Origin of the sequence: Enterobacter sp. BIDMC93, assembly GCF_001037805.1 — a bacterium.
GTDB classification, from domain to species: domain Bacteria; phylum Pseudomonadota; class Gammaproteobacteria; order Enterobacterales; family Enterobacteriaceae; genus Enterobacter; species Enterobacter hormaechei_C.
Genome location: NZ_KQ089962.1, coordinates 873,164 through 894,630, shown reverse-complemented (window position 1 = coordinate 894,630; position 21,467 = coordinate 873,164). Strand labels below are relative to the sequence as shown.

Annotated in this window: 38 protein-coding genes; 5 read left to right on the top strand and 33 right to left on the bottom strand. The window is 50.7% G+C overall.

Translation table 11 applies throughout. The annotated features are described in order from the left end of the window. Nucleotides 1-10: 10 nt before the first annotated feature. Complete coding sequence (smg, locus tag SK58_RS04245) at nt 11-484, bottom strand: DUF494 family protein Smg (RefSeq protein ID WP_000460665.1); 474 nt, start codon at nt 482-484, stop codon at nt 11-13. Beyond that, the gene (dprA, locus tag SK58_RS04240; RefSeq protein WP_017693885.1) at nt 456-1,580 is read right to left on the bottom strand and encodes a DNA-protecting protein DprA; all 1,125 of its coding nucleotides are present in this window, start codon (nt 1,578-1,580) and stop codon (nt 456-458) included. Before dprA ends, smg begins: the two co-directional genes overlap by 29 nt. Before the next feature lie 127 nt (nt 1,581-1,707). On the opposite strand from dprA, the gene def reads away from it, so the two are divergent. From def to mscL, 5 genes are all read left to right on the top strand, one after another. After that, entirely contained in the window at nt 1,708-2,217 is a 510-nt protein-coding gene (gene def / locus SK58_RS04235; RefSeq protein ID WP_015571402.1) for a peptide deformylase, read from the top strand. Nucleotides 2,218-2,241: 24 nt separating this feature from the next. Beyond that, nucleotides 2,242-3,189: a methionyl-tRNA formyltransferase gene (fmt, locus tag SK58_RS04230; RefSeq protein WP_048219420.1), complete on the top strand. Its 948-nt coding sequence runs from the start codon at nt 2,242-2,244 to the stop codon at nt 3,187-3,189. A 52-nt stretch (nt 3,190-3,241) separates the two neighbouring features. After that, a complete protein-coding gene (rsmB, locus tag SK58_RS04225) occupies nt 3,242-4,528 on the top strand; it encodes a 16S rRNA (cytosine(967)-C(5))-methyltransferase RsmB (protein WP_047718863.1) in 1,287 nt (428 codons plus the stop codon). Nucleotides 4,529-4,550: 22 nt separating this feature from the next. Continuing rightward, the gene (gene trkA, locus SK58_RS04220; RefSeq protein ID WP_003863337.1) at nt 4,551-5,927 is read left to right on the top strand and encodes a Trk system potassium transporter TrkA; all 1,377 of its coding nucleotides are present in this window, start codon (nt 4,551-4,553) and stop codon (nt 5,925-5,927) included. 146 nt (nt 5,928-6,073) lie between these two features. Next, entirely contained in the window at nt 6,074-6,487 is a 414-nt protein-coding gene (mscL, locus tag SK58_RS04215; RefSeq protein WP_003863335.1) for a large-conductance mechanosensitive channel protein MscL, read from the top strand. Here the strand turns inward: mscL and SK58_RS04210 are convergent, their stop codons facing one another. The 31 genes from SK58_RS04210 to rpsJ form a co-directional block, all read right to left on the bottom strand. Continuing rightward, entirely contained in the window at nt 6,488-6,703 is a 216-nt protein-coding gene (locus SK58_RS04210; RefSeq protein WP_017383729.1) for an alternative ribosome-rescue factor A, read from the bottom strand. Nucleotides 6,704-6,760: 57 nt separating this feature from the next. Then, a complete protein-coding gene (gene zntR / locus SK58_RS04205; protein WP_003863328.1) occupies nt 6,761-7,186 on the bottom strand; it encodes a Zn(2+)-responsive transcriptional regulator in 426 nt (141 codons plus the stop codon). Between the two features lie 2 nt (nt 7,187-7,188). After that, on the bottom strand, nt 7,189-7,557 hold the full coding sequence (locus SK58_RS04200) for a DnaJ family domain-containing protein (RefSeq protein WP_023295520.1): 369 nt from the start codon (nt 7,555-7,557) through the stop codon (nt 7,189-7,191). A 107-nt stretch (nt 7,558-7,664) separates the two neighbouring features. Then, the gene (gene rplQ, locus SK58_RS04195) at nt 7,665-8,048 is read right to left on the bottom strand and encodes a 50S ribosomal protein L17 (RefSeq protein WP_001216368.1); all 384 of its coding nucleotides are present in this window, start codon (nt 8,046-8,048) and stop codon (nt 7,665-7,667) included. A 40-nt stretch (nt 8,049-8,088) separates the two neighbouring features. Further along, nucleotides 8,089-9,078 carry a DNA-directed RNA polymerase subunit alpha gene (gene rpoA, locus SK58_RS04190; protein WP_002919219.1) on the bottom strand — a complete coding sequence of 330 codons (990 nt, stop codon included), beginning with the start codon at nt 9,076-9,078 and terminating at the stop codon, nt 8,089-8,091. Between the two features lie 25 nt (nt 9,079-9,103). Beyond that, a complete protein-coding gene (gene rpsD, locus SK58_RS04185; RefSeq protein ID WP_003863314.1) occupies nt 9,104-9,724 on the bottom strand; it encodes a 30S ribosomal protein S4 in 621 nt (206 codons plus the stop codon). Nucleotides 9,725-9,756: 32 nt separating this feature from the next. Continuing rightward, nucleotides 9,757-10,146, bottom strand: coding sequence for a 30S ribosomal protein S11 (rpsK, locus tag SK58_RS04180; protein ID WP_003863312.1), 390 nt, complete (start codon nt 10,144-10,146; stop codon nt 9,757-9,759). A 16-nt stretch (nt 10,147-10,162) separates the two neighbouring features. Further along, nucleotides 10,163-10,519 carry a 30S ribosomal protein S13 gene (gene rpsM / locus SK58_RS04175; RefSeq protein WP_003863308.1) on the bottom strand — a complete coding sequence of 119 codons (357 nt, stop codon included), beginning with the start codon at nt 10,517-10,519 and terminating at the stop codon, nt 10,163-10,165. A gap of 146 nt (nt 10,520-10,665) precedes the next feature. Next, a complete protein-coding gene (gene rpmJ, locus SK58_RS04170) occupies nt 10,666-10,782 on the bottom strand; it encodes a 50S ribosomal protein L36 (protein WP_000868187.1) in 117 nt (38 codons plus the stop codon). 31 nt (nt 10,783-10,813) lie between these two features. Further along, entirely contained in the window at nt 10,814-12,145 is a 1,332-nt protein-coding gene (secY, locus tag SK58_RS04165; RefSeq protein WP_003863305.1) for a preprotein translocase subunit SecY, read from the bottom strand. Between the two features lie 7 nt (nt 12,146-12,152). After that, nucleotides 12,153-12,587 (bottom strand): 50S ribosomal protein L15, encoded by a 435-nt coding sequence (gene rplO, locus SK58_RS04160; RefSeq protein WP_003863304.1) that lies wholly within the window; start codon nt 12,585-12,587, stop codon nt 12,153-12,155. A gap of 3 nt (nt 12,588-12,590) precedes the next feature. Then, on the bottom strand, nt 12,591-12,770 hold the full coding sequence (gene rpmD / locus SK58_RS04155) for a 50S ribosomal protein L30 (protein ID WP_003863301.1): 180 nt from the start codon (nt 12,768-12,770) through the stop codon (nt 12,591-12,593). Nucleotides 12,771-12,776: 6 nt separating this feature from the next. After that, a complete protein-coding gene (rpsE, locus tag SK58_RS04150) occupies nt 12,777-13,277 on the bottom strand; it encodes a 30S ribosomal protein S5 (RefSeq protein WP_003863299.1) in 501 nt (166 codons plus the stop codon). 14 nt (nt 13,278-13,291) lie between these two features. Further along, nucleotides 13,292-13,645: a 50S ribosomal protein L18 gene (gene rplR / locus SK58_RS04145; protein ID WP_003863297.1), complete on the bottom strand. Its 354-nt coding sequence runs from the start codon at nt 13,643-13,645 to the stop codon at nt 13,292-13,294. A gap of 9 nt (nt 13,646-13,654) precedes the next feature. Continuing rightward, on the bottom strand, nt 13,655-14,188 hold the full coding sequence (rplF, locus tag SK58_RS04140; protein WP_006178917.1) for a 50S ribosomal protein L6: 534 nt from the start codon (nt 14,186-14,188) through the stop codon (nt 13,655-13,657). Between the two features lie 12 nt (nt 14,189-14,200). Next, nucleotides 14,201-14,593, bottom strand: coding sequence for a 30S ribosomal protein S8 (rpsH, locus tag SK58_RS04135; RefSeq protein WP_006178918.1), 393 nt, complete (start codon nt 14,591-14,593; stop codon nt 14,201-14,203). 30 nt (nt 14,594-14,623) lie between these two features. Further along, on the bottom strand, nt 14,624-14,929 hold the full coding sequence (gene rpsN, locus SK58_RS04130; RefSeq protein ID WP_003863291.1) for a 30S ribosomal protein S14: 306 nt from the start codon (nt 14,927-14,929) through the stop codon (nt 14,624-14,626). A 14-nt stretch (nt 14,930-14,943) separates the two neighbouring features. Then, nucleotides 14,944-15,483: a 50S ribosomal protein L5 gene (rplE, locus tag SK58_RS04125; protein WP_003863290.1), complete on the bottom strand. Its 540-nt coding sequence runs from the start codon at nt 15,481-15,483 to the stop codon at nt 14,944-14,946. A gap of 14 nt (nt 15,484-15,497) precedes the next feature. Then, complete coding sequence (gene rplX / locus SK58_RS04120) at nt 15,498-15,812, bottom strand: 50S ribosomal protein L24 (protein WP_003863287.1); 315 nt, start codon at nt 15,810-15,812, stop codon at nt 15,498-15,500. Between the two features lie 10 nt (nt 15,813-15,822). Continuing rightward, nucleotides 15,823-16,194: a 50S ribosomal protein L14 gene (gene rplN, locus SK58_RS04115; protein ID WP_002919748.1), complete on the bottom strand. Its 372-nt coding sequence runs from the start codon at nt 16,192-16,194 to the stop codon at nt 15,823-15,825. Nucleotides 16,195-16,360: 166 nt separating this feature from the next. Continuing rightward, entirely contained in the window at nt 16,361-16,615 is a 255-nt protein-coding gene (rpsQ, locus tag SK58_RS04110) for a 30S ribosomal protein S17 (RefSeq protein WP_002438707.1), read from the bottom strand. Next, on the bottom strand, nt 16,615-16,806 hold the full coding sequence (rpmC, locus tag SK58_RS04105) for a 50S ribosomal protein L29 (protein WP_003863282.1): 192 nt from the start codon (nt 16,804-16,806) through the stop codon (nt 16,615-16,617). The genes rpsQ and rpmC overlap by 1 nt, the downstream gene beginning before the upstream one ends. After that, entirely contained in the window at nt 16,806-17,216 is a 411-nt protein-coding gene (rplP, locus tag SK58_RS04100; protein WP_002919759.1) for a 50S ribosomal protein L16, read from the bottom strand. The genes rpmC and rplP overlap by 1 nt, the downstream gene beginning before the upstream one ends. A 12-nt stretch (nt 17,217-17,228) precedes the next feature. Beyond that, nucleotides 17,229-17,930, bottom strand: coding sequence for a 30S ribosomal protein S3 (rpsC, locus tag SK58_RS04095; protein ID WP_000529945.1), 702 nt, complete (start codon nt 17,928-17,930; stop codon nt 17,229-17,231). Nucleotides 17,931-17,947: 17 nt separating this feature from the next. After that, nucleotides 17,948-18,280, bottom strand: a complete 333-nt coding sequence (gene rplV / locus SK58_RS04090) for a 50S ribosomal protein L22 (RefSeq protein ID WP_002919773.1) — start codon at nt 18,278-18,280, stop codon at nt 17,948-17,950. A gap of 14 nt (nt 18,281-18,294) precedes the next feature. Beyond that, nucleotides 18,295-18,573 carry a 30S ribosomal protein S19 gene (gene rpsS, locus SK58_RS04085; RefSeq protein ID WP_001138117.1) on the bottom strand — a complete coding sequence of 93 codons (279 nt, stop codon included), beginning with the start codon at nt 18,571-18,573 and terminating at the stop codon, nt 18,295-18,297. A gap of 16 nt (nt 18,574-18,589) precedes the next feature. After that, the gene (rplB, locus tag SK58_RS04080; protein ID WP_000301859.1) at nt 18,590-19,411 is read right to left on the bottom strand and encodes a 50S ribosomal protein L2; all 822 of its coding nucleotides are present in this window, start codon (nt 19,409-19,411) and stop codon (nt 18,590-18,592) included. A gap of 17 nt (nt 19,412-19,428) precedes the next feature. After that, nucleotides 19,429-19,731, bottom strand: a complete 303-nt coding sequence (gene rplW, locus SK58_RS04075) for a 50S ribosomal protein L23 (RefSeq protein ID WP_000617546.1) — start codon at nt 19,729-19,731, stop codon at nt 19,429-19,431. Then, nucleotides 19,728-20,333: a 50S ribosomal protein L4 gene (gene rplD / locus SK58_RS04070; protein ID WP_000424395.1), complete on the bottom strand. Its 606-nt coding sequence runs from the start codon at nt 20,331-20,333 to the stop codon at nt 19,728-19,730. Before rplD ends, rplW begins: the two co-directional genes overlap by 4 nt. A gap of 10 nt (nt 20,334-20,343) precedes the next feature. After that, nucleotides 20,344-20,973, bottom strand: a complete 630-nt coding sequence (rplC, locus tag SK58_RS04065) for a 50S ribosomal protein L3 (protein ID WP_003863274.1) — start codon at nt 20,971-20,973, stop codon at nt 20,344-20,346. A 32-nt stretch (nt 20,974-21,005) separates the two neighbouring features. Continuing rightward, nucleotides 21,006-21,317 carry a 30S ribosomal protein S10 gene (gene rpsJ / locus SK58_RS04060; protein ID WP_001181005.1) on the bottom strand — a complete coding sequence of 104 codons (312 nt, stop codon included), beginning with the start codon at nt 21,315-21,317 and terminating at the stop codon, nt 21,006-21,008. Nucleotides 21,318-21,467 lie beyond the last annotated feature (150 nt).

Below are 21,467 nucleotides of genomic sequence, written 5' to 3'. Positions count from 1 at the left end.
GCACATAGAATTAATGCAGCATACCTTCATTCACTTCAAAGAGTAATTCTTCCATTTGCTGATAGGCATTTTCACAGCCTGGAATGTTGAATAGAACCATCAGGATCACCCATTTGAGATCTTCCAGTTCAAATTCAGCAGTATCCAGCGCCATGACGCGCTCTATCACCATCTCTCTCGTTTCGAGGTTTAGCACCTGAATCTGCTCGAGGAATAAAATGAATCCCCGGCAGCTGGCATCCAGCCTTTCACACTCTTCAGCTGTATAGATGCGCACAGACAATGGGTCAGAAGCAAGCTGCATCGGTTCGGCGAGGCCGTCCTGATAATCAGCCAACTTATCCAGCCACATCAACGCATTATAAATATCTTCCCGCTCAAAACCTGCGTCGGTCAGATCCCGTGTTAATTTGTCCTGATCCACCTGCATTTCTGCTTCGTTGTGGATGTAAGTCTCAAACAAATACATCAGTACGTCGAACATGGCATGCCCTCCTTAATCGGACATAGCCGCCGGGTACAGCTGCGATCCACCCTGCTAACTCCAGTTCGAGTAGCTGTGCTACCGTTACTGGCACAGGTTGGCCGGCACGTTCAGCGACAACGTCAACAGGTGTTACCTCATCTCCTACGTTAGCCAGGAGCTTGGGAAATGGCAATGCTACTGCCTCCTGATCCGATGAAATATGTCGCTTTTGGAGATCATCCTGCAACCAATGCAATCCATACTGCAAATTTTCCAGGATATCCTCTTTACAGGTCACCAGCGTCGCCCCCTGTTTTATCAGCCAGTGAGGGCCTTCGCAGCCAGGGTTCCCCAACGGGCCGGGTAGCGCAAAAACTTCACGCCCCTGCTCCAGTGCGCACCTTGCGGTAACCAGCGATCCACTCCGAATCGCAGCTTCGACCACCAGCACGCCCTGGCTTAACCCACTGATGATCCGGTTACGCCGTGGAAAGTTACCCGGTCTGGGCGATGTCGAAAGTGAAAACTCAGACACTATCGCCCCCTCTGAAGCGATAAGTTGCTCAGCCAGAATGTGATGACGACGCGGATAGAGACTAAAAAGACCATTGCCAAGCACAGCGACACTTCGCCCTTTTGCTGACAACGCCGCATGATGTGCCACACCATCGATGCCGCAAGCCAGGCCACTGGTGATCGTAAAGCCACATTGGGACAGCTGTTCACTCAGCATTTTCCCCCACCGCTCGCCATACCACGAGGGCGCACGGCTGCCCACAACCGCAAGCTGCATGCTATTAAGCACGTCAACGCGGCCTCGCACAAATAGCGCCCCGGGAAAATCAGGTATAGAACGTAACAATGGCGGAAAGCGAGGATCATCCGCTGTGAGAAGGTGGTTGTCGGTGTGTTCCAGCCATTCCAGACTACGTTCAAGCTCACTCTCACTGAACGAAAAAAACTTTACGGCATGTTTGGGCGAAAGCCCTGACGCGTTGACAGCTTCAGCATCGACGGTTGCCTGGCGAAGCAGCCTCTGCGCAATCTCCAGCATCGCGTCACCGTATAACGACCCGATGTTTATAAGCCGTAACCATATCTCTGTGGACGTCATCCTTTTCTCTGCCATAAGCAGCCTCAGCAATCTTTGCGATTGGTCACTGATGCTGTCAATCGACCGGGGATTTGTCTAGAATAGAAGTAATATTCTTATCAACTCCTGAACACGACTCTGGAAATTTATGGCAGTTTTGCAAGTGTTACATATTCCTGACGAGCGCCTTCGCATCGTCGCGGAACCGGTTAAAGAAGTGAATGCAGAAATTCAGCGTATCGTCGATGATATGTTCGATACCATGTACGCTGAAGAAGGCATTGGCCTTGCCGCGACCCAGGTAGACATTCACAAACGTATTATTGTGATCGACGTTTCTGAAAATCGTGATGAGCGCCTGGTGCTGATCAACCCTGAGATGCTGGAAAAAAGCGGCGAAACAGGTATTGAGGAAGGCTGTCTGTCTATCCCTGAACAGCGCGCTTTGGTGCCACGTGCCGAAAAAGTTAAAATCCGCGCACTGGATCGTGACGGCAATCCGTTTGAGCTGGAAGCCGACGATCTGCTGGCGATTTGCATTCAGCATGAGATGGATCACCTGGTCGGTAAGCTGTTTATCGATTACCTCTCACCGCTGAAGCAACAGCGTATTCGTCAGAAAGTTGAGAAACTGGATCGTTTACGTTCTCGCGCTTAACGCCCCCCGGATACAAGGAATAACGTGTCTACATCACTACGTATAATCTTCGCGGGTACCCCTGATTTTGCGGCGCGTCATCTCGACGCGCTGCTATCGTCTGGTCATCAGATTGTTGGCGTATTTACTCAGCCTGATCGTCCGGCTGGCCGCGGTAAAAAATTGATGCCTGGCCCGGTTAAAGTGCTGGCAGAAACGCATGGTTTGCCGGTTTTCCAGCCTGCATCATTACGACCTCAGGAAAACCAGCAGTTAGTGGCAGACCTGAACGCTGACGTGATGGTAGTTGTGGCTTACGGCCTCATTCTGCCGAAAGCGGTACTCGATATGCCCCGCCTGGGCTGTGTTAACGTTCATGGTTCCTTGCTCCCACGCTGGCGTGGTGCAGCCCCTATTCAGCGCGCTCTGTGGGCAGGCGATGCTGAAACTGGCGTGACAATCATGAAGATGGACGTAGGTTTAGACACGGGCGACATGCTGTATAAACTGGCGTGTCCCATTACCGCAGAAGATACCAGCGCCACGCTGTATGACAAGCTGGCGGATCTCGGTCCGCAGGGGCTGATTGAGACGTTGCAACAGCTTGCTGACAATACAGCGACACCTGAAGTGCAGGATGAGGCACAGGTGACCTATGCTGAAAAACTGAGTAAAGAAGAAGCCCGGATCGACTGGTCCCTGTCAGCAGCTCAACTCGAACGCTGTATCCGCGCCTTTAATCCATGGCCGATGAGCTGGTTGATGATTGATGAGCAGCCAGTGAAAGTCTGGAAAGCTTCAGTTATTAACGGCAATACTTCGGCAGAGCCCGGTACGATTATCGACGCCAGCAAAAACGGTATCCAGGTTGCGACCGGAGAAGGGATCCTGAATCTTGAATCGCTGCAACCGGCCGGTAAAAAGGCAATGAGCGCGCAGGATCTATTAAATTCCCGTCGTGAATGGTTCATCCCTGGCAATCGCCTTACCTGAACAAATTTACTCTTAAGGCCCGGTGTTTCCGGGCATTTTTATTTTTACGGTTATGAAAAGACAAAATCTACGCACTATGGCGGCTCAGGCCGTTGAGCAGGTTATCGAGCAGGGCCAGTCACTGAGTAATGTCCTGCCTCCACTGCAACAAAAGGTTTCCGATAAAGACAAAGCACTGCTTCAGGAGCTGTGCTTTGGCGTGCTGCGCACCCTCTCTCAGCTTGAATGGTTAATTAATAAGCTGATGTCACGCCCGATGAGCGGCAAGCAGCGTACCGTGCATTATTTGATCATGGTCGGTTTCTACCAGCTTCTTCATACCCGCATTCCACCTCATGCTGCGCTGGCTGAGACAGTGGAGGGTGCCGTTTCGATTAAACGTCCTCAACTGAAAGGGTTGATTAACGGCGTGCTGCGTCAGTTCCAGCGTCAGCAGGACGAACTGCTGGCAGAATTTGCGCAAAGCGAAGCGCGCTTCCTGCACCCTGAATGGCTGCTGAATCGCCTTAAAAAAGCCTACCCACAGCAATGGCAAGACATTGTGGATGCCAATAACCAACGTCCGCCGATGTGGTTACGCGTCAATCGTAACCATCATACCCGCGACGCATGGCTGGCCCTGCTGGAAGAGGCCGGAATGAGCGGCTTCACACACGCTGCTTATCCTGATGCGGTTCGTTTAGCCTCCCCTGCACCGGTACATGCATTACCCGGTTTTGAAGAGGGCTGGGTAACGGTACAGGACGCATCCGCTCAGGGCTGCATGACCTGGCTTGAACCGAAAGACGGGGAGCAGATCCTTGATCTCTGTGCAGCGCCAGGGGGGAAAACAACGCATATTCTGGAAGTGGCGCCGCAAGCCAGCGTGATGGCCGTGGATGTTGATGAGCAGCGTCTTTCACGCGTCTATGACAACCTCAAGCGTCTGGGTATGAAAGCACAGGTTAAGCAAGGCGATGGACGTAAACCCGCAGACTGGTGTGGTGATACCCGGTTCGATCGTATTTTGCTGGACGCCCCTTGCTCTGCAACCGGCGTGATTCGTCGTCATCCCGATATCAAATGGCTGCGTCGCGATCGTGATATCAAGGAGCTTGCCCAGTTGCAATCCGAAATTCTGGATGCCATCTGGCCGCATCTCAAACCCGGCGGAACCCTGGTGTATGCAACCTGCTCTGTTCTCCCGGAAGAGAACCGTCAGCAAATTGCGGCCTTCCTGAAACGCACCCCGGACGCTACGCTGCATGATACGGGAACACCTGAGCACCCGGGTCTGCAAAACCTGCCGGGCGCAGAAGAGGGTGATGGTTTCTTTTACGCTAAGCTAATCAAAGAGTGATGTTGAGAACAGGTCACGAAAGATGAAAATTATCATTCTGGGCGCAGGGCAAGTTGGCGGAACGCTGGCGGAAAATCTCGTGGGCGAAAACAACGATATCACCATTGTGGATACCAATGGCGATCGCCTGCGCGTTTTGCAGGACAAGTTTGATCTTCGTGTTGTACAGGGGCACGGCTCTCACCCACGTGTGCTTCGGGAGGCGGGCGCGGACGATGCCGACATGCTGGTTGCAGTAACCAGTTCTGATGAAACCAACATGGTTGCATGTCAGGTGGCCTACTCGCTTTTCAACACACCGAACCGCATCGCCCGCATTCGCTCCCCGGACTATGTCCGGGATGCGGAAAAGCTGTTTAATTCCGAAGCAGTACCTATCGACCATCTTATTGCCCCTGAACAGCTGGTTATCGACAGTATTTATCGTCTGATTGAGTACCCGGGCGCGTTGCAGGTTGTGAACTTTGCGGAAGGAAAAGTAAGCCTGGCGGTTGTGAAGGCTTATTACGGCGGCCCGCTGATTGGTAATGCCCTGTCGACAATGCGCGAGCATATGCCACATATCGATACGCGTGTTGCGGCGATTTTCCGTCACGACAGACCTATTCGTCCGCAAGGGTCCACCATTGTCGAAGCCGGGGATGAAGTCTTCTTTATTGCGGCTTCTCAGCATATCCGTGCGGTGATGAGTGAACTTCAGCGTCTCGAAAAACCGTATAAACGTATTATGCTGGTTGGCGGCGGTAATATTGGCGCAGGTCTGGCGAGACGGCTGGAAAAAGACTACAGCGTGAAGCTGATCGAACGAGATCAACAGCGCGCGTCGGAGCTGGCTGAAAAGCTTCAGAATACTATCGTGTTTTATGGCGATGCTTCGGATCAGGAATTGCTGGCCGAAGAGCATATCGATCAGGTTGATCTTTTTATTGCCGTCACCAACGACGACGAAGCGAATATTATGTCCGCCATGCTCGCTAAACGTATGGGGGCGAAAAAAGTAATGGTGCTTATCCAGCGTAAGGCTTATGTCGACCTGGTACAGGGTAGCGTAATTGATATTGCTATTTCGCCTCAGCAAGCCACCATTTCTGCCCTGCTAAGCCATGTACGTAAAGCGGATATTGTCGGCGTGTCGTCTCTTCGTCGTGGTGTTGCTGAAGCCATTGAAGCCGTCGCTCATGGGGATGAAACGACGTCGCGCGTTGTTGGTCGCGCGATCGACGAAATTAAACTTCCACCAGGCACCATTATCGGCGCCGTAGTACGAGGTAACGATGTCATGATCGCCAATGATAATTTACGTATTGAGCAGGGTGACCACGTTATTATGTTCCTGACCGATAAAAAATTTATTACCGACGTCGAGCGTTTATTCCAGCCAAGCCCGTTCTTCCTGTAATGATTTGGGTGCTCAGACGAGAGCACCCAAATATTAACCTTCTAATTTTCATGCCTTTTATTTTTCATAACGATTATTTATCCCCAATGGCAATTAGCTAATCATTTGTTAAACTTATAGGCGTCAGCTGGCACAAGGAGAACATAATGAGTTTTATTAAAGAGTTTCGCGAATTTGCGATGCGCGGGAATGTGGTGGATTTGGCTGTGGGTGTCATTATTGGTGCGGCGTTCGGTAAGATCGTTTCATCATTAGTCGCCGACATTATTATGCCGCCGTTAGGACTGTTGATTGGAGGCATTGATTTCAAACAGTTCGCCTTCACCCTTCGGGAGGCTCAGGGCGATATCCCTGCGGTTGTAATGCACTATGGCGTATTCATTCAGAACGTATTTGATTTCGTGATCGTGGCATTTGCCATTTTCATGGCGATCAAACTTATCAACAGACTTAACCGTAAAAAAGAAGAACCGGCTGCTGCCCCGCCAGCACCAACTAAAGAAGAAGTCTTACTGACTGAAATTCGCGATCTGTTAAAAGAGCAGAACAACCGCGTTTAATCAGGCGACAGAAACAGAAAGGCCAGTGGTAAAAAAGCGATTAGCTTGCTTGCCACTGGCCTCCCAGTTACCCCGTTGTGCATGTTTACCTTTACGTAAATAACTCCCTTTTCCTTTCTTGTTCTTCTCAACACGCTGTCTGAAAAGCGGGTCGTGAAGCAATGCCTCAATGGCGTTATCCTTAATTTGTCCCTTCGTATGCTGATAGCGGCTCATCATTTCTCCTGAGCATAGTTAATGTCGGCGGGAGTCTAGTCCCTGGCTGATAAAAAATCAACAACCCTGAGTTTCACTACTGGCGCCCTGTTCAAGAGCTTCCAGTATTGAGCAATAAACACTGCTATGAGCGGTACCGCAGCACGCGTCATTTAACCTTTGCAGAGATCGCTGCATGGCTTGCAGCTCCTGAATGCGTCCTTCAACTTCATCCAGCCGGGCCTGAACGATGCTTTTAGATTCCTGACACGTATGATGTTCAGGATCGATACGGATCGACAGCAGTTCACGGATCGACTCCAGCGTGAAGCCGAGTTGCCGTGCATAGCGGATAAAACGAAGGCGTTGCAGGTCGTTATCCGTATAAAGGCGAAATCCACCTTCCGTTCTGACCTCATGATCGATCATCTGCTGCTTTTCGTAGTAGCGGATAGTATCCGGCGTTACGTTAGCAAGCTTCGCAAGTTCACCTATGCGGTACATGGCTACTCCTCGTTTATTTTTTGCATTAACCTTTCACTGTACTCACCATGCAAAAAGTCAGTATTCATTCCCGTCTGGCGCAGTTTTAGCTCGATGAGCGCCAACCGACGACTGATTTCGGAGTACCGCGGGTCATTCTTATGAATGCCTTTAAGCAGATCGGCAAGCTCGACGGCTTCATTGCGTTGCTGAAGTTCAGGCGGTAAACAACCTGCGTTTTTCAGTAAGCGATAACCGGCCCGTAATTCAGGGGGAATATGTGAATCATCGTCCAGAATCAGCGGCTCACCGCTGCCGGGAAGATTTTCGAACTCGCCTTTGTTTTGGGCATCGCAAATATGGCGTTCAGCCCACTGATCGAGCAACCACATAATGAACTCCAGGGGGTGAGCAGAAAAGATACAGACATTGTAGATAAGTGGAGATTCTGCGGATATAAAAAAACCCGCCGAGGCGGGTTTTTTTACGTTACTACAGATTACTCTGCAGCAGCTTCTGCTTTCTCTGAACGATCAACCAGCTCGATGTAAGCCATCGGCGCGTTGTCGCCTGCACGGAAGCCACACTTCAGAATGCGAGTGTAACCACCGGCACGGCTCGCGAAACGCGGGCCCAGTTCGTTAAACAGTTTTGCCACGATCTCGTTATCACGAGTACGGGCGAATGCCAGACGACGATTAGCAACGCTGTCAGTCTTGGCAAGAGTAATCAGCGGCTCAACTACGCGACGCAGCTCTTTCGCTTTAGGCAGGGTCGTCTTGATGATTTCATGACGAACCAGTGAACCTGCCATGTTGCGGAACATAGCCTGGCGATGGCTGCTGTTGCGGTTCAGTTGACGACCACTCTTACGATGGCGCATGACCTTATCCTTCTCAGTAAAACCTTAACCTGTGATCCGGTTACTCGTCAGCAATGCTTGCTGGTGGCCAGTTTTCCAGGCGCATGCCCAGAGACAGACCACGTGAAGCCAGCACGTCTTTAATCTCGGTAAGAGATTTTTTACCCAGGTTCGGCGTTTTCAGCAACTCAACCTCGGTACGCTGTACCAGATCACCGATATAGTGGATAGCTTCTGCCTTGAGGCAGTTAGCAGAGCGGACAGTCAATTCCAGATCGTCAACAGGGCGCAGCAGGATCGGATCGAATTCTGGTTTCTCTTCTTTCACTTCCGGCTGACGTACATCACGTAAGTCAACGAAAGCTTCCAGTTGTTCTGCCAGGATGGTTGCCGCACGACGAATCGCCTCTTCAGGATCGATTGTGCCATTGGTTTCCATTTCGATGACCAGCTTGTCCAGGTCGGTACGCTGTTCTACACGCGCTGCTTCAACATTGTAGGCAATACGCTCTACAGGGCTGTAACATGCGTCGACCAGCAGACGGCCGATTGGGCGCTCATCTTCTTCCGAATGAATTCGGGCAGAAGCCGGCACATAACCACGACCGCGCTGAACTTTGATACGCATGCTAATAGCTGCGTTCTCATCGGTCAGGTGGCAGATCACGTGCTGCGGCTTGACGATTTCAACATCACCGTCGTGGGTGATGTCGGCTGCAGTCACAGGGCCAATGCCAGATTTATTCAGAGTAAGAATAACTTCATCTTTACCCTGAACTCTCACCGCCAGCCCTTTCAGGTTGAGCAGGATTTCAAGGATATCTTCCTGAACGCCTTCTTTGGTGCTGTACTCATGAAGTACACCATCAATCTCAACCTCGGTCACCGCGCAACCCGGCATCGATGAGAGCAGAATACGGCGCAGTGCGTTACCCAGAGTATGGCCAAAGCCACGCTCTAAAGGCTCAAGGGTCACCTTGGCGTGCGTCGAACTCACTTGCTCGATATCTACCAGGCGCGGTTTTAGAAACTCTGTCACAGAACCCTGCATTGTGTCCTCTCTTTGGTACTAAGCTTTACTTGGAGTAAAGCTCGACGATCAGGTGTTCGTTAATGTCCGCAGACAGATCAGAACGTTCTGGCTGACGCTTGAACGTACCTTCCATCTTGCCAGCATCAACTTCCAGCCAGGTTGGCTTTTCACGCTGCTCAGCCAGCTCCAGAGCGGCTTTCACGCGAGATTGCTTTTTCGCTTTCTCACGAATGCTAACAACGTCATTCGCTTTAACCTGATAAGAAGCGATGTTAACAACACGACCGTTTACCATGATTGCTTTATGGCTAACCAGCTGGCGTGATTCAGCACGAGTCGCGCCGAAGCCCATACGGTATACAACGTTGTCCAGACGACCTTCCAGCAGAGCCAGCAGGTTTTCACCTGTGTTGCCTTTCAGACGTGCTGCTTCTTTATAGTAGTTACGGAACTGACGCTCCAGCACACCGTAGATACGGCGAACTTTTTGCTTTTCACGCAACTGCACACCATAGTCAGACAGACGCGGTTTACGCGCACCGTGCTGGCCAGGAGCTTGTTCAATTTTACACTTGGTATCGATCGCGCGAACGCCAGACTTAAGGAATAAGTCGGTGCCCTCACGACGGCTCAGCTTGAGCTTAGGACCCAAATATCTTGCCATTTTCTATCTCCAACTAACCTAAAAAACGAGCGTTATACGCGACGTTTTTTCGGCGGACGACAACCGTTATGAGGGATCGGAGTCACATCAGTAATATTCGTGATGCGGAAACCAGCGGCGTTCAGAGCGCGAACAGTAGATTCACGACCCGGACCCGGACCTTTAACCATAACTTCCAGATTCTTGATGCCGTATTCTTTTACGGCTTCAGCGCAACGCTCTGCTGCAACCTGAGCTGCGAACGGAGTGGATTTGCGAGAACCACGGAAACCGGAACCACCGGCTGTTGCCCAACCCAATGCGTTACCCTGACGATCAGTAATAGTAACGATGGTGTTGTTGAAAGAAGCATGGATATGAGCCACGCCGTCAGAGACTTGTTTTCTTACACGTTTACGTGCACGAACTGGTGCCTTTGCCATTATTCAATCACCCCGATTATTTCTTGATCGGTTTGCGCGGACCCTTACGGGTACGTGCGTTGGTCTTAGTACGCTGACCGCGCACTGGCAGACCACGACGATGACGCAAACCGCGATAGCAACCAAGATCCATCAGGCGCTTGATGCTCATGCTGATTTCACGGCGCAGATCACCTTCAACGACAAATTTGGCAACTTCGTCACGCAGCGTGTCGATTTGTTCTTCAGACAGCTCACTGATCTTAACATCTTCAGCGATACCCGCTGCAGCCAGAATGGCTTTAGAACGGGTCTTGCCGACGCCATAGATCGAAGTTAATGCGATCACAGCATGTTTCTGATCAGGAATGTTAATGCCTGCTATACGGGCCACTATGCACTCCTACTATTTAATATGTACGCACCATGCTGAAAAGCCCGTTTTCAGGATACTCAAATGGAAACGTACAGACATACAAAAGATTGGCTGGCTAATCTAGCCAGCTCAACCCAACTTTGCAAGAAAAATATGCGAAATAATCAGCCTTGGCGCTGTTTATGCTTCGGCTCGGCACTGCAAATCACACGGATGACACCATCACGCTTAACGATTTTGCAGTTACGGCATAATTTCTTGACGGAAGCACGAACTTTCATTTTTACTCTCCGTAACTTCTCAGGCGACCAGTTAGCGGCCGTAGCCTTTCAGGTTCGCCTTCTTCAATGCAGACTCATACTGACTGGACATCATCAGAGTTTGCACTTGAGCCATAAAGTCCATAATCACGACCACAACGATAAGCAGTGAGGTCCCACCGAAGTAGAACGGTACTTTCATTGCATCACGCATGAACTCCGGGATCAGGCAGATAAAAGTAATATAAAGCGCACCAACCAAAGTCAGGCGAGTCATTACTTTATCGATATACTTCGCCGTTTGCTCTCCCGGACGAATTCCTGGTACAAATGCACCGGACTTCTTCAGGTTATCTGCTGTTTCACGCGGGTTGAAGACCAACGCCGTGTAGAAGAAACAGAAGAAGATGATCGCAGACGCATAGAGTAACACATAAAGTGGTTGCCCAGGCTGCAAATACAGCGAAATTGTTGTCAGCCAGTTCCAACCAGTACCGCCCCCGAACCATGACGCGATGGTTGCCGGGAACAGAATAATACTGGAAGCGAAGATAGCCGGGATAACCCCCGCCATATTCACTTTCAGCGGTAAATGTGTGCTCTGTGCAGCATAGACACGACGACCCTGCTGACGTTTAGCGTAGTTCACCACAATGCGGCGTTGACCACGTTCAACGAAGACAACAAAGAACGTCACTGCAAATACTAATACTGCAACCAACAGCAACAGGAGGAAGTGCAGGTCGCCTTGACGCGCTTGCTCGATAGTATGGGCGATGGCCGGCGGGAGACCCGCAACGATACCGGCGAAGATAATGATTGAGATACCGTTACCGATACCTCGTTCAGTAATCTGTTCGCCGAGCCACATCAGGAACATGGTCCCTGTGACCAGACTTACAACAGCGGTGAAATAGAATGCAAAGCCTGGGTTTAATACCAGGCCCTGCATACCAGGCATATTCGGAAGACCGGTAGCAATACCGATCGACTGGAATATTGCCAGCACCAGAGTGCCGTAACGGGTGTACTGGCTAATCTTACGACGTCCAGACTCCCCTTCTTTCTTCAACTCTGCCAGGGCCGGATGAACGACCGTCAGCAGCTGGATAATAATCGATGCCGAAATGTACGGCATAATACCCAGTGCGAAAATAGAAGCACGGCTGAGAGCACCACCAGAGAACATGTTGAACATTTCAATGATGGTGCCTCGCTGTTGCTCAAGCAGTTTGGCAAGTACAGCGGCATCAATACCAGGGATCGGAATAAAAGAGCCAATACGGAACACAATCAGCGCGCCGATTACAAACAGCAGTCTGCGTTTCAGCTCGCCAAATCCACCTTTGGCACTTTGAAAATCTAATCCCGGTTGCTTAGCCATCTGCTACTTATTCCTCAATTTTACCGCCAGCAGCTTCGATAGCAGCACGAGCACCTTTAGTAACACGCAGGCCACGAACAGTTACCGGAGTAGAAACCTCACCAGCCAGGATCACTTTCGCGAACTCGATCTGGATACCGATAATGTTAGCCGCTTTCAGCGTGTTCAGGTCTACAACGCCGCCTTCAACTTTCGCCAGGTCAGACAAACGGATTTCCGCTGTGATCGCTGCTTTGCGAGAGGTGAAGCCGAACTTCGGCAGACGACGGTACAGTGGCATCTGGCCACCCTCGAAACCGCGACGTACGCCACCGCCAGAACGAGAATTCTGACCTTTGTGACCACGACCACCGGTTTTGCCGAGGCCAGAACCGATACCACGACCCAGGCGTTTACCCGCCTTTTTAGAGCCTTCGGCCGGAGACAGAGTATTTAAACGCATCTCTTACTCCTCAACTTTAACCATGAAGTAAACCGCGTTGACCATACCACGAACAGCAGGAGTATCCTCGCGCTCAACGGTATGACCAATACGACGCAGACCCAGGCCAAGCAGCGTTGCCTTGTGTTTCGGCAGACGACCGATTGCACTGCGGGTTTGAGTGATTTTAATAGTCTTTGCCATGGTCAATTACCCCAGAATTTCTTCAACGGATTTACCACGCTTGGCAGCGACCATTTCTGGAGAATTCATATTTTCCAGGCCATCAATAGTTGCACGAACCACGTTGATCGGGTTGGTGGAACCATATGCTTTAGCCAGAACGTTATGAACTCCAGCAACTTCCAGAACGGCGCGCATTGCACCACCGGCGATGATACCGGTACCTTCGGAAGCTGGCTGCATGAATACACGAGAACCCGTGTGAACACCTTTAACTGGGTGTTGCAGGGTACCGTTGTTCAGCGCGACGTTAATCATATTGCGACGGGCTTTTTCCATCGCTTTCTGGATCGCTGCTGGAACTTCACGCGCTTTACCGTAACCAAAACCAACGCGACCGTTACCATCACCCACTACAGTCAGAGCTGTGAAGGAGAAAATACGACCACCTTTAACGGTTTTAGATACGCGGTTTACCGCGATCAGCTTTTCCTGCAGTTCGCCAGCCTGTTTTTCGATGTGAGCCATCTTACACCTCTACCTTAGAACTGAAGGCCAGCTTCACGGGCAGCATCTGCCAGTGCCTGGACACGACCATGATATTGGAACCCGGAACGGTCAAAGGAAACATTGCTGATGCCTTTTTCCAGAGCGCGTTCAGCGACAGCTTTACCTACAGCTGCTGCGGCGTCTTTGTTACCGGTATACTTCAATTGTTCTGAGATAGCTTTTTCTACAGTAGAAGCAGCTACCAGAACTTCAGAACCGTTCGGTGCAATTACCTGTGCGTAAATATGACGCGGGGTACGATGTACCACCAGGCGAGTTGCACCCAGCTCTTTGAGCTTGCGGCGTGCGCGGGTCGCACGACGGATACGAGCAGATTTCTTATCCATAGTGTTACCTTACTTCTTCTTAGCCTCTTTGGTACGCACGACTTCGTCGGCGTAACGAACACCCTTGCCTTTATAAGGCTCAGGACGACGGTAGGCGCGCAGATCTGCTGCAACCTGACCGATCAGCTGTTTATCAGCGCCTTTCAGCACGATTTCAGTCTGAGTCGGGCATTCTGCAGTGATACCGGCCGGCAGCGGATGCTCAACAGGGTGTGAGAAGCCCAGAGACAGGCCTACTGCATTCCCTTTGATAGCTGCACGATAACCTACACCAACCAGCTGAAGCTTTTTAGTGAAGCCTTCGGTAACACCAACAACCATTGAGTTCAGCAGGGCACGCGCGGTACCAGCCTGAGCCCATCCATCCACGAAACCATCACGTGGACCGAAGGTCAGAGCGTTATCTGCATGTTTAACTTCAACAGCATTGTTGAGGGTACGAGTCAGCTCGCCGTTTTTACCTTTGATCGTAATAACCTGACCGTCGATTTTTACATCAACGCCGGCAGGAATAACGACCGGTGCTTTAGCAACACGAGACATTCTTTCCTCCGATTAGGCTACGTAGCAGATAATTTCGCCACCAAGACCAGCCTGGCGCGCTGCACGATCAGTCATAACACCTTTAGAGGTAGAAACAACTGCGATACCAAGACCAGCCATTACTTTTGGCAGCTCATCTTTTTTCTTATAGATGCGCAGGCCTGGGCGGCTGACACGCTGAATGCTTTCTACAACAGCTTTACCCTGGAAATACTTGAGAGTAAGTTCCAGTTCCGGCTTGGTGTCGCCTTCAACTTTAAAATCTTCGATAAAACCTTCTTCCTTCAGCACGTTGGCAATTGCCACTTTCAGCTTGGCGGAAGGCATGGTGACCGCAACTTTGTTCGCGGCCTGACCGTTACGGATACGGGTCAGCATATCCGCGATCGGATCTTGCATGCTCATCTGTCTTTACTCCCGTGATTCAATTGGTAATTACCAGCTAGCCTTTTTCAAGCCTGGCACTTCACCGCGCATGGCGGCTTCACGCAGTTTGATACGGCTCAACCCAAACTTGCCCACATAACCATGTGGACGACCTGTTTGACGACAGCGGTTACGCTGACGAGACGGGCTGGAATCACGCGGCAGAGACTGCAGCTTGAGAACCGCATTCCAACGATCTTCGTCGGAAGCGTTCACATCAGAAATGATCGCTTTCAGTTCAGCGCGTTTAGCGAAGAATTTATCAGCTAAAGCTACGCGCTTTACTTCGCGTGCTTTCATTGATTGCTTAGCCATTCAGTAACCCTACCTTACTTGCGGAACGGGAAGTCAAAGGCAGCCAGCAGAGCACGGCCTTCTTCATCAGATTTCGCAGTAGTGGTAATGGTAATATCCAAACCACGCACGCGGTCGACTTTATCGTAGTCGATTTCTGGGAAGATGATCTGCTCACGGACACCCATGCTGTAGTTACCACGACCGTCGAAAGACTTAGCGGACAAGCCACGGAAGTCACGGATACGTGGAACAGCAATAGTGATCAGGCGCTCAAGGAACTCCCACATGCGTTCGCCACGCAGAGTTACTTTACAGCCGATCGGATAGCCCTGACGGATTTTGAAGCCTGCAACAGATTTGCGTGCTTTGGTGATCAGCGGTTTTTGACCGGAGATTGCTGTCAGGTCAGCTGCTGCGTTATCCAGCAGTTTCTTGTCAGCGATCGCTTCACCAACACCCATGTTCAGGGTGATCTTCTCGACCCGAGGGACTTGCATGACAGAATTGTAGTTAAACTCAGTCATGAGTTTGTTAACTACTTCGTCTTTGTAGTAATCATGCAGTTTCGCCATCGTACTACTCCAAATTACTTGATAGTTTCGCTGTTAGATTTGAAGAAACGGACTTTTTTACCGTCTTCGAATCTAAAGCCTACACGGTCAGCCTTACCGGTAGCCGCATTGAAGATTGCAACGTTAGAAACCTGAATAGCAGCTTCTTTTTCAACGATGCCGCCTGGTTGGTTCAGGGCCGGAACCGGCTTCTGATGTTTCTTAACCAGGTTGATACCTTCAACGACAAGTTTGCCGGAAGACAGAACATTTTTTACTTTACCGCGTTTACCTTTATCTTTACCGGTTAACACGATAACTTCGTCATCACGACGGATTTTCGCTGCCATGATTCGCTCCTTAGAGTACTTCTGGTGCCAGAGAGATAATTTTCATGAACTTCTCAGTACGAAGTTCACGAGTTACCGGCCCAAAGATACGCGTGCCGATAGGCTGCTCGCTGTTATTGTTTAAAATAACGCATGCATTACCATCGAAGCGAATGACAGAACCGTCAGGGCGACGAACACCCTTCTTGGTGCGCACCACTACCGCCTTCAGCACATCACCTTTTTTGACCTTACCACGTGGAATTGCTTCCTTGATGGTGATCTTGATGATGTCGCCTACGCCTGCGTAGCGACGGTGCGAGCCACCCAGAACCTTGATACACATTACGCGACGTGCACCGGAGTTGTCGGCGACGTTCAGCATAGTCTGTTCTTGGATCATTTTAGTGCTCCGCTAATGTCAACTACTACCTGAGACTCTAAAATCAGAGCCGTTAAAAAGCCCCATATCGAGGGCGCGGCATTATAACACCGCTTCTGCAATATGGGTAGAAAAAATAAACGGCTCATCGCTGAGCCGTTTATTCGTATTGAGAATGCGTACTCTATTACAGAACCGCTTTCTCTACAACGCGAACCAGCGTCCAGGACTTAGTCTTGGACAGTGGACGGCATTCACGGATTTCAACCTTGTCGCCGATACCACATTCGTTGTTCTCGTCATGTACGTGCAGTTTGGTCGTACGCTTGATGAATTTACCGTAGATCGGGTGTTTCACAAAACGTTCGATAGCTACAACAATGGATTTCTCCATTTTATCGCTAACAACACGACCTTGCAGAGTACGGATTTTATCGGTCATTACGCACCCGCCTTCTGAGTCAGTAAAGTCTTAACGCGCGCAACATTGCGACGCACTTGCTTCAGCAGGTGAGTCTGTTGCAGCTGGCCACTTGCAGCCTGCATACGCAGGTTGAACTGCTCACGCAGCAGGTTCAGCAGCTCAGCGTTCAGCTCTTCAACGCTTTTTTCACGCAGCTCTTTTGCTTTCATTACATCACCGTCTTAGTTACAAAGGTGGTTTTGATAGGCAGTTTCGCTGCTGCCAGGCCGAAGGCTTCACGGGCCAGCTCTTCCGGAACACCGTCCATTTCATAAAGGACTTTGCCCGGTTGGATCAAGGCAACCCAGTACTCCACGTTACCTTTACCTTTACCCATACGAACTTCCAGTGGCTTCTCGGTGATCGGTTTGTCCGGGAATACACGGATCCAGATCTTACCTTGACGCTTAACTGCACGGGTCATTGCACGACGTGCTGCTTCGATCTGACGTGCAGTCAGACGACCACGGCCAACAGCTTTCAGACCGAAAGTGCCGAAGCTAACATCCGTACCCTGCGCCAGACCACGGTTGCGGCCTTTGTGCACTTTACGGAATTTTGTACGCTTTGGTTGTAACATCAGCGACGCTCCTTATTTACGGCCTTTACGCTGCTGCTTTTTAGGTTGAGCAGCCGGTTTTTCCGGTTGTTCAACAGCAGCCATACCACCCAGGATCTCACCTTTGAAGATCCATACCTTAACGCCGATTACACCGTAAGTGGTGTGCGCTTCAGAGGTGTTGTAGTCGATGTCAGCACGCAGAGTGTGCAGCGGTACGCGACCTTCGCGGTACCATTCGGTACGTGCGATTTCCGCGCCGCCCAGACGGCCGCTAACTTCAACTTTGATACCTTTAGCGCCCAGACGCATTGCGTTCTGTACAGCACGCTTCATAGCACGACGGAACATAACGCGACGTTCCAGCTGAGAAGTGATGCTGTCAGCAACCAATTTAGCGTCCAGTTCAGGCTTACGAACTTCAGCGATATTGATCTGTGCAGGAACGCCAGCGATATCCGCTACGACCTTGCGCAGTTTTTCTACGTCTTCGCCTTTCTTACCGATAACGATGCCAGGGCGAGCAGTGTGAATAGTCACACGGATGCTCTTAGCTGGACGCTCGATAACGATACGAGATACAGACGCTTTAGCCAGTTCCTTAGTCAGGTACTGACGTACTTTAAAATCGCTGTCCAGGTTGTCAGCGAATTCTTTGGTGTTCGCAAACCAGGTAGAGTTCCATGGTTTTACAATACCCAGGCGAATACCATTAGGATGTACTTTCTGACCCATTGCTAGTCTCCAGAGTCTCAGCGATCGGACACAACCACAGTAATGTGGCTGGTGCGCTTCAGGATGCGATCTGCACGACCTTTCGCACGCGGCATAATGCGCTTCATGCTTGGGCCTTCATCTACGAAAATTTTCGCGACTTTCAGATCGTCGATGTCAGCGCCATCGTTGTGTTCAGCGTTAGCAATGGCAGATTCCAGTACTTTCTTGACCAATACCGCAGCTTTCTTGTTGGTATAGGTCAGGATGTCCAGGGCCTGCGACACTTTCTTACCGCGAATCAGGTCAGCAACAAGGCGAACCTTCTGTGCAGAAGAACGAGCATGGCGATGTTGAGCTAAAGTTTCCATCTCTTCCTCCTACCTTATTTCTTCTTCGCTTTTTTATCAGCAGCGTGGCCGCGATAAGTACGAGTCGGTGCGAATTCACCCAGTTTGTGACCAACCATTTCGTCGGTAACAAAGACTGGAACGTGCTGACGACCATTATGGACAGCGATGGTCAAACCGATCATGTTAGGAAAGATCGTTGAACGACGGGACCAAGTGCGCAGGGGCTTCTTGTCTCCGCTTTCCACCGCTTTCTCTACCTTCTTCAGCAAGTGCAGGTCAATAAAAGGACCTTTCTTGAGAGAACGTGGCATGGCTTATCCTCTAAAATTATTTGCTACGGCGACGTACGATAAATTTATCAGTACGCTTGTTGCTGCGGGTCTTCTTACCTTTGGTCTGAACGCCCCACGGAGTTACCGGGTGCTTACCAAAGTTACGACCTTCACCACCACCATGTGGGTGGTCGACTGGGTTCATCGCAGTACCGCGAACGGTAGGACGAACACCACGCCAGCGTGCAGCACCAGCTTTACCCAGAACGCGCAGCATATGCTCAGCATTGCCAACTTCGCCCAGAGTAGCGCGGCAGTCTGCTTCGACTTTACGCATTTCACCAGAACGCAGACGCAGGGTGACATAAGCACCGTCACGCGCAACGATCTGAACGTAAGTACCCGCGGAACGCGCCAGCTGACCGCCTTTACCTGGTTTCATTTCTACGTTATGAACGGTAGAACCAACCGGGATATTGCGCATCGGCAGGGTGTTGCCTGCTTTGATTGCAGCATCAACGCCAGACTGAATCTGGTCGCCAGCTTTCAGGCCTTTAGGGGCCAGGATGTAACGGCGTTCGCCATCTTTGTACAGAACCAGCGCGATGTTCGCGGAACGGTTCGGATCGTACTCAAGACGCTCAACAACTGCTGGGATACCGTCTTTGTTGCGTTTGAAGTCAACAATACGATAAGCCTGCTTGTGGCCACCACCGATGTGACGAGTGGTGATACGGCCATTGTTGTTACGACCACCGGATTTGCTGTTTTTTTCCAGCAACGGAGCAAAAGGTTTGCCCTTGTGCAGCTCAGGGTTAACCACTTTAACTACGTGGCGACGACCCGGAGATGTCGGTTTACATTTAACAACTGCCATTGTATTACTCCTCCGACTTACTCAGCGCCGCCAACGAAGTCCAGGTTCTGGCCTTCTTTCAGGGTGACGTAAGCTTTTTTCCAGTCGCTACGACGACCGATACGCTGTCCGTGACGTTTAACTTTCCCTTTAACTACCAGGGTGTTAACGACTTCGACTTCGACTTCAAACAGTTTCTGCACAGCAGCTTTGATCTCTGCTTTGGTCGCGTCTTTAGCAACTTTGAGAACGATGGTGTTTGTTTTTTCCATCGCAGTAGACGCTTTTTCAGAAACGTGCGGTGCGCGCAGCACCTTCAGCAGACGTTCTTCACGAATCATGCCAGCATCTCCTCAACTTGCTTAACAGCATCAGCAGTCATTACGACTTTGTCGAAGGCGATCAGGCTAACCGGGTCGATACCAGTCGCGTCGCGTACGTCAACCTTGTGCAGGTTACGCGCGGCCAGGAACAGGTTCTCGTCCAGCTCACCGGTGATGATCAGCACATCTTCCAGAGCCATGTCTTTCAGTTTCTGTGCCAGCAGCTTAGTTTTAGGCGCTTCAACAGAGAACTTCTCGACAACGATCAGACGATCCTGACGTACCAGTTCGGACAGAATGCTTTTCAGCGCGCCGCGGTACATCTTTTTGTTAACTTTTTGACTGTGGTCCTGTGGACGCGCAGCGAAGGTCACGCCACCTGAACGCCAGATCGGGCTCTTGATAGAACCTGAACGCGCACGGCCGGTACCTTTCTGGCGCCATGGCTTTTTGCCTGAACCAGTTACTTCAGCACGAGTCTTCTGAGCACGAGTACCCTGACGAGCACCAGCTGCATAAGCAACAACAACCTGGTGAACCAGCGCTTCGTTGAAATCACGACCGAAGGTAGTTTCGGAAACAGTCAGCGCGCTCTGCGCGTCTTTCAATACTAATTCCATTGCTATCCCCTTACGCCTTCACAGCTGGTTTAACGATCAGGTCGCTACCGGTTGCACCCGGGACCGCACCTTTAACCAGCAGCAGGTTGCGCTCAGCGTCAACACGTACTACGTCCAGGCTCTGAACGGTTACACGTTCGTTGCCCAGCTGACCTGCCATTTTCTTGCCTTTGAACACTTTGCCCGGAGTCTGGTTCTGACCGATAGAACCCGGAACGCGGTGAGACAAGGAGTTACCGTGAGTAGCGTCCTGGGTACGGAAGTTCCAGCGCTTAACGGTACCAGCAAAACCTTTACCTTTAGAGGTACCGGTTACGTCAACTTTTTTAACGTCAGCAAACAGCTCAACGCTAATGTCCTGACCTACGGTGAACTCTTCGCCTTCAGCAAGACGGAATTCCCACAGACCACGGCCAGCTTCAACGCCAGCTTTAGCGAAGTGACCCGCTTCTGGTTTGGTTACACGGTTAGCTTTTTTAGCACCAGTGGTAACCTGAATAGCGCGGTAGCCATCGTTAGCCAGATCTTTAACCTGAGTAACGCGGTTTGCTTCAACTTCGATTACGGTTACTGGGATAGAAACGCCATCTTCAGTGAAGATGCGGGTCATACCCACTTTTTTACCGACTAAACCAATCATTGTTTCAACCTCTCAATCGCTCGATGACCTGATTAACCCAGGCTGATCTGCACGTCTACACCGGCAGCCAGATCCAGACGCATCAGAGCATCAACGGTTTTCTCAGTTGGCTCAACGATGTCAACCAGACGCTTGTGAGTGCGGATTTCGTACTGATCACGCGCATCTTTGTTAACGTGCGGAGAGATCAGAACGGTAAAGCGCTCTTTGCGGGTCGGCAGCGGGATCGGACCACGGACTTGCGCACCAGTGCGCTTAGCAGTCTCGACGATTTCCGCGGTTGATTGATCGATCAGACGATGATCAAACGCTTTAAGGCGGATACGGATTCTTTGGTTCTGCATGAGACCAGAGCTCCAATTATTTTATAAACGAAAATGATTACTCCTCAAACCCATTACGATTGATGGGAGAGTGTAACCGTTCTTACGTAGCTCCCCAATTGGGAGCATTGTTGAGTAACAAAGTGAGCTACTCTGGTTCAGATTGAACCC

Coding starts and splice junctions, on each gene's coding strand:
- smg (WP_000460665.1), bottom strand. CDS start 484: ATGTTCGACGTACTGATGTATTTGTTTGAGACTTACATCCACAACGAA.
- dprA (WP_017693885.1), bottom strand. CDS start 1,580: ATGACGTCCACAGAGATATGGTTACGGCTTATAAACATCGGGTCGTTA.
- def (WP_015571402.1), top strand. CDS start 1,708: ATGGCAGTTTTGCAAGTGTTACATATTCCTGACGAGCGCCTTCGCATC.
- rsmB (WP_047718863.1), top strand. CDS start 3,242: ATGAAAAGACAAAATCTACGCACTATGGCGGCTCAGGCCGTTGAGCAG.
- trkA (WP_003863337.1), top strand. CDS start 4,551: ATGAAAATTATCATTCTGGGCGCAGGGCAAGTTGGCGGAACGCTGGCG.
- mscL (WP_003863335.1), top strand. CDS start 6,074: ATGAGTTTTATTAAAGAGTTTCGCGAATTTGCGATGCGCGGGAATGTG.
- SK58_RS04210 (WP_017383729.1), bottom strand. CDS start 6,703: ATGAGCCGCTATCAGCATACGAAGGGACAAATTAAGGATAACGCCATT.
- zntR (WP_003863328.1), bottom strand. CDS start 7,186: ATGTACCGCATAGGTGAACTTGCGAAGCTTGCTAACGTAACGCCGGAT.
- SK58_RS04200 (WP_023295520.1), bottom strand. CDS start 7,557: ATGTGGTTGCTCGATCAGTGGGCTGAACGCCATATTTGCGATGCCCAA.
- rplQ (WP_001216368.1), bottom strand. CDS start 8,048: ATGCGCCATCGTAAGAGTGGTCGTCAACTGAACCGCAACAGCAGCCAT.
- rpoA (WP_002919219.1), bottom strand. CDS start 9,078: ATGCAGGGTTCTGTGACAGAGTTTCTAAAACCGCGCCTGGTAGATATC.
- rpsD (WP_003863314.1), bottom strand. CDS start 9,724: ATGGCAAGATATTTGGGTCCTAAGCTCAAGCTGAGCCGTCGTGAGGGC.
- rpsK (WP_003863312.1), bottom strand. CDS start 10,146: ATGGCAAAGGCACCAGTTCGTGCACGTAAACGTGTAAGAAAACAAGTC.
- rpmJ (WP_000868187.1), bottom strand. CDS start 10,782: ATGAAAGTTCGTGCTTCCGTCAAGAAATTATGCCGTAACTGCAAAATC.
- secY (WP_003863305.1), bottom strand. CDS start 12,145: ATGGCTAAGCAACCGGGATTAGATTTTCAAAGTGCCAAAGGTGGATTT.
- rplO (WP_003863304.1), bottom strand. CDS start 12,587: ATGCGTTTAAATACTCTGTCTCCGGCCGAAGGCTCTAAAAAGGCGGGT.
- rpmD (WP_003863301.1), bottom strand. CDS start 12,770: ATGGCAAAGACTATTAAAATCACTCAAACCCGCAGTGCAATCGGTCGT.
- rpsE (WP_003863299.1), bottom strand. CDS start 13,277: ATGGCTCACATCGAAAAACAGGCTGGCGAACTGCAGGAAAAGCTGATC.
- rplR (WP_003863297.1), bottom strand. CDS start 13,645: ATGGATAAGAAATCTGCTCGTATCCGTCGTGCGACCCGCGCACGCCGC.
- rplF (WP_006178917.1), bottom strand. CDS start 14,188: ATGTCTCGTGTTGCTAAAGCACCGGTCGTTATTCCTGCCGGCGTTGAT.
- rpsH (WP_006178918.1), bottom strand. CDS start 14,593: ATGAGCATGCAAGATCCGATCGCGGATATGCTGACCCGTATCCGTAAC.
- rpsN (WP_003863291.1), bottom strand. CDS start 14,929: ATGGCTAAGCAATCAATGAAAGCACGCGAAGTAAAGCGCGTAGCTTTA.
- rplE (WP_003863290.1), bottom strand. CDS start 15,483: ATGGCGAAACTGCATGATTACTACAAAGACGAAGTAGTTAACAAACTC.
- rplX (WP_003863287.1), bottom strand. CDS start 15,812: ATGGCAGCGAAAATCCGTCGTGATGACGAAGTTATCGTGTTAACCGGT.
- rplN (WP_002919748.1), bottom strand. CDS start 16,194: ATGATCCAAGAACAGACTATGCTGAACGTCGCCGACAACTCCGGTGCA.
- rpsQ (WP_002438707.1), bottom strand. CDS start 16,615: ATGACCGATAAAATCCGTACTCTGCAAGGTCGTGTTGTTAGCGATAAA.
- rpmC (WP_003863282.1), bottom strand. CDS start 16,806: ATGAAAGCAAAAGAGCTGCGTGAAAAAAGCGTTGAAGAGCTGAACGCT.
- rplP (WP_002919759.1), bottom strand. CDS start 17,216: ATGTTACAACCAAAGCGTACAAAATTCCGTAAAGTGCACAAAGGCCGC.
- rpsC (WP_000529945.1), bottom strand. CDS start 17,930: ATGGGTCAGAAAGTACATCCTAATGGTATTCGCCTGGGTATTGTAAAA.
- rplV (WP_002919773.1), bottom strand. CDS start 18,280: ATGGAAACTTTAGCTCAACATCGCCATGCTCGTTCTTCTGCACAGAAG.
- rpsS (WP_001138117.1), bottom strand. CDS start 18,573: ATGCCACGTTCTCTCAAGAAAGGTCCTTTTATTGACCTGCACTTGCTG.
- rplB (WP_000301859.1), bottom strand. CDS start 19,411: ATGGCAGTTGTTAAATGTAAACCGACATCTCCGGGTCGTCGCCACGTA.
- rplW (WP_000617546.1), bottom strand. CDS start 19,731: ATGATTCGTGAAGAACGTCTGCTGAAGGTGCTGCGCGCACCGCACGTT.
- rplD (WP_000424395.1), bottom strand. CDS start 20,333: ATGGAATTAGTATTGAAAGACGCGCAGAGCGCGCTGACTGTTTCCGAA.
- rplC (WP_003863274.1), bottom strand. CDS start 20,973: ATGATTGGTTTAGTCGGTAAAAAAGTGGGTATGACCCGCATCTTCACT.
- rpsJ (WP_001181005.1), bottom strand. CDS start 21,317: ATGCAGAACCAAAGAATCCGTATCCGCCTTAAAGCGTTTGATCATCGT.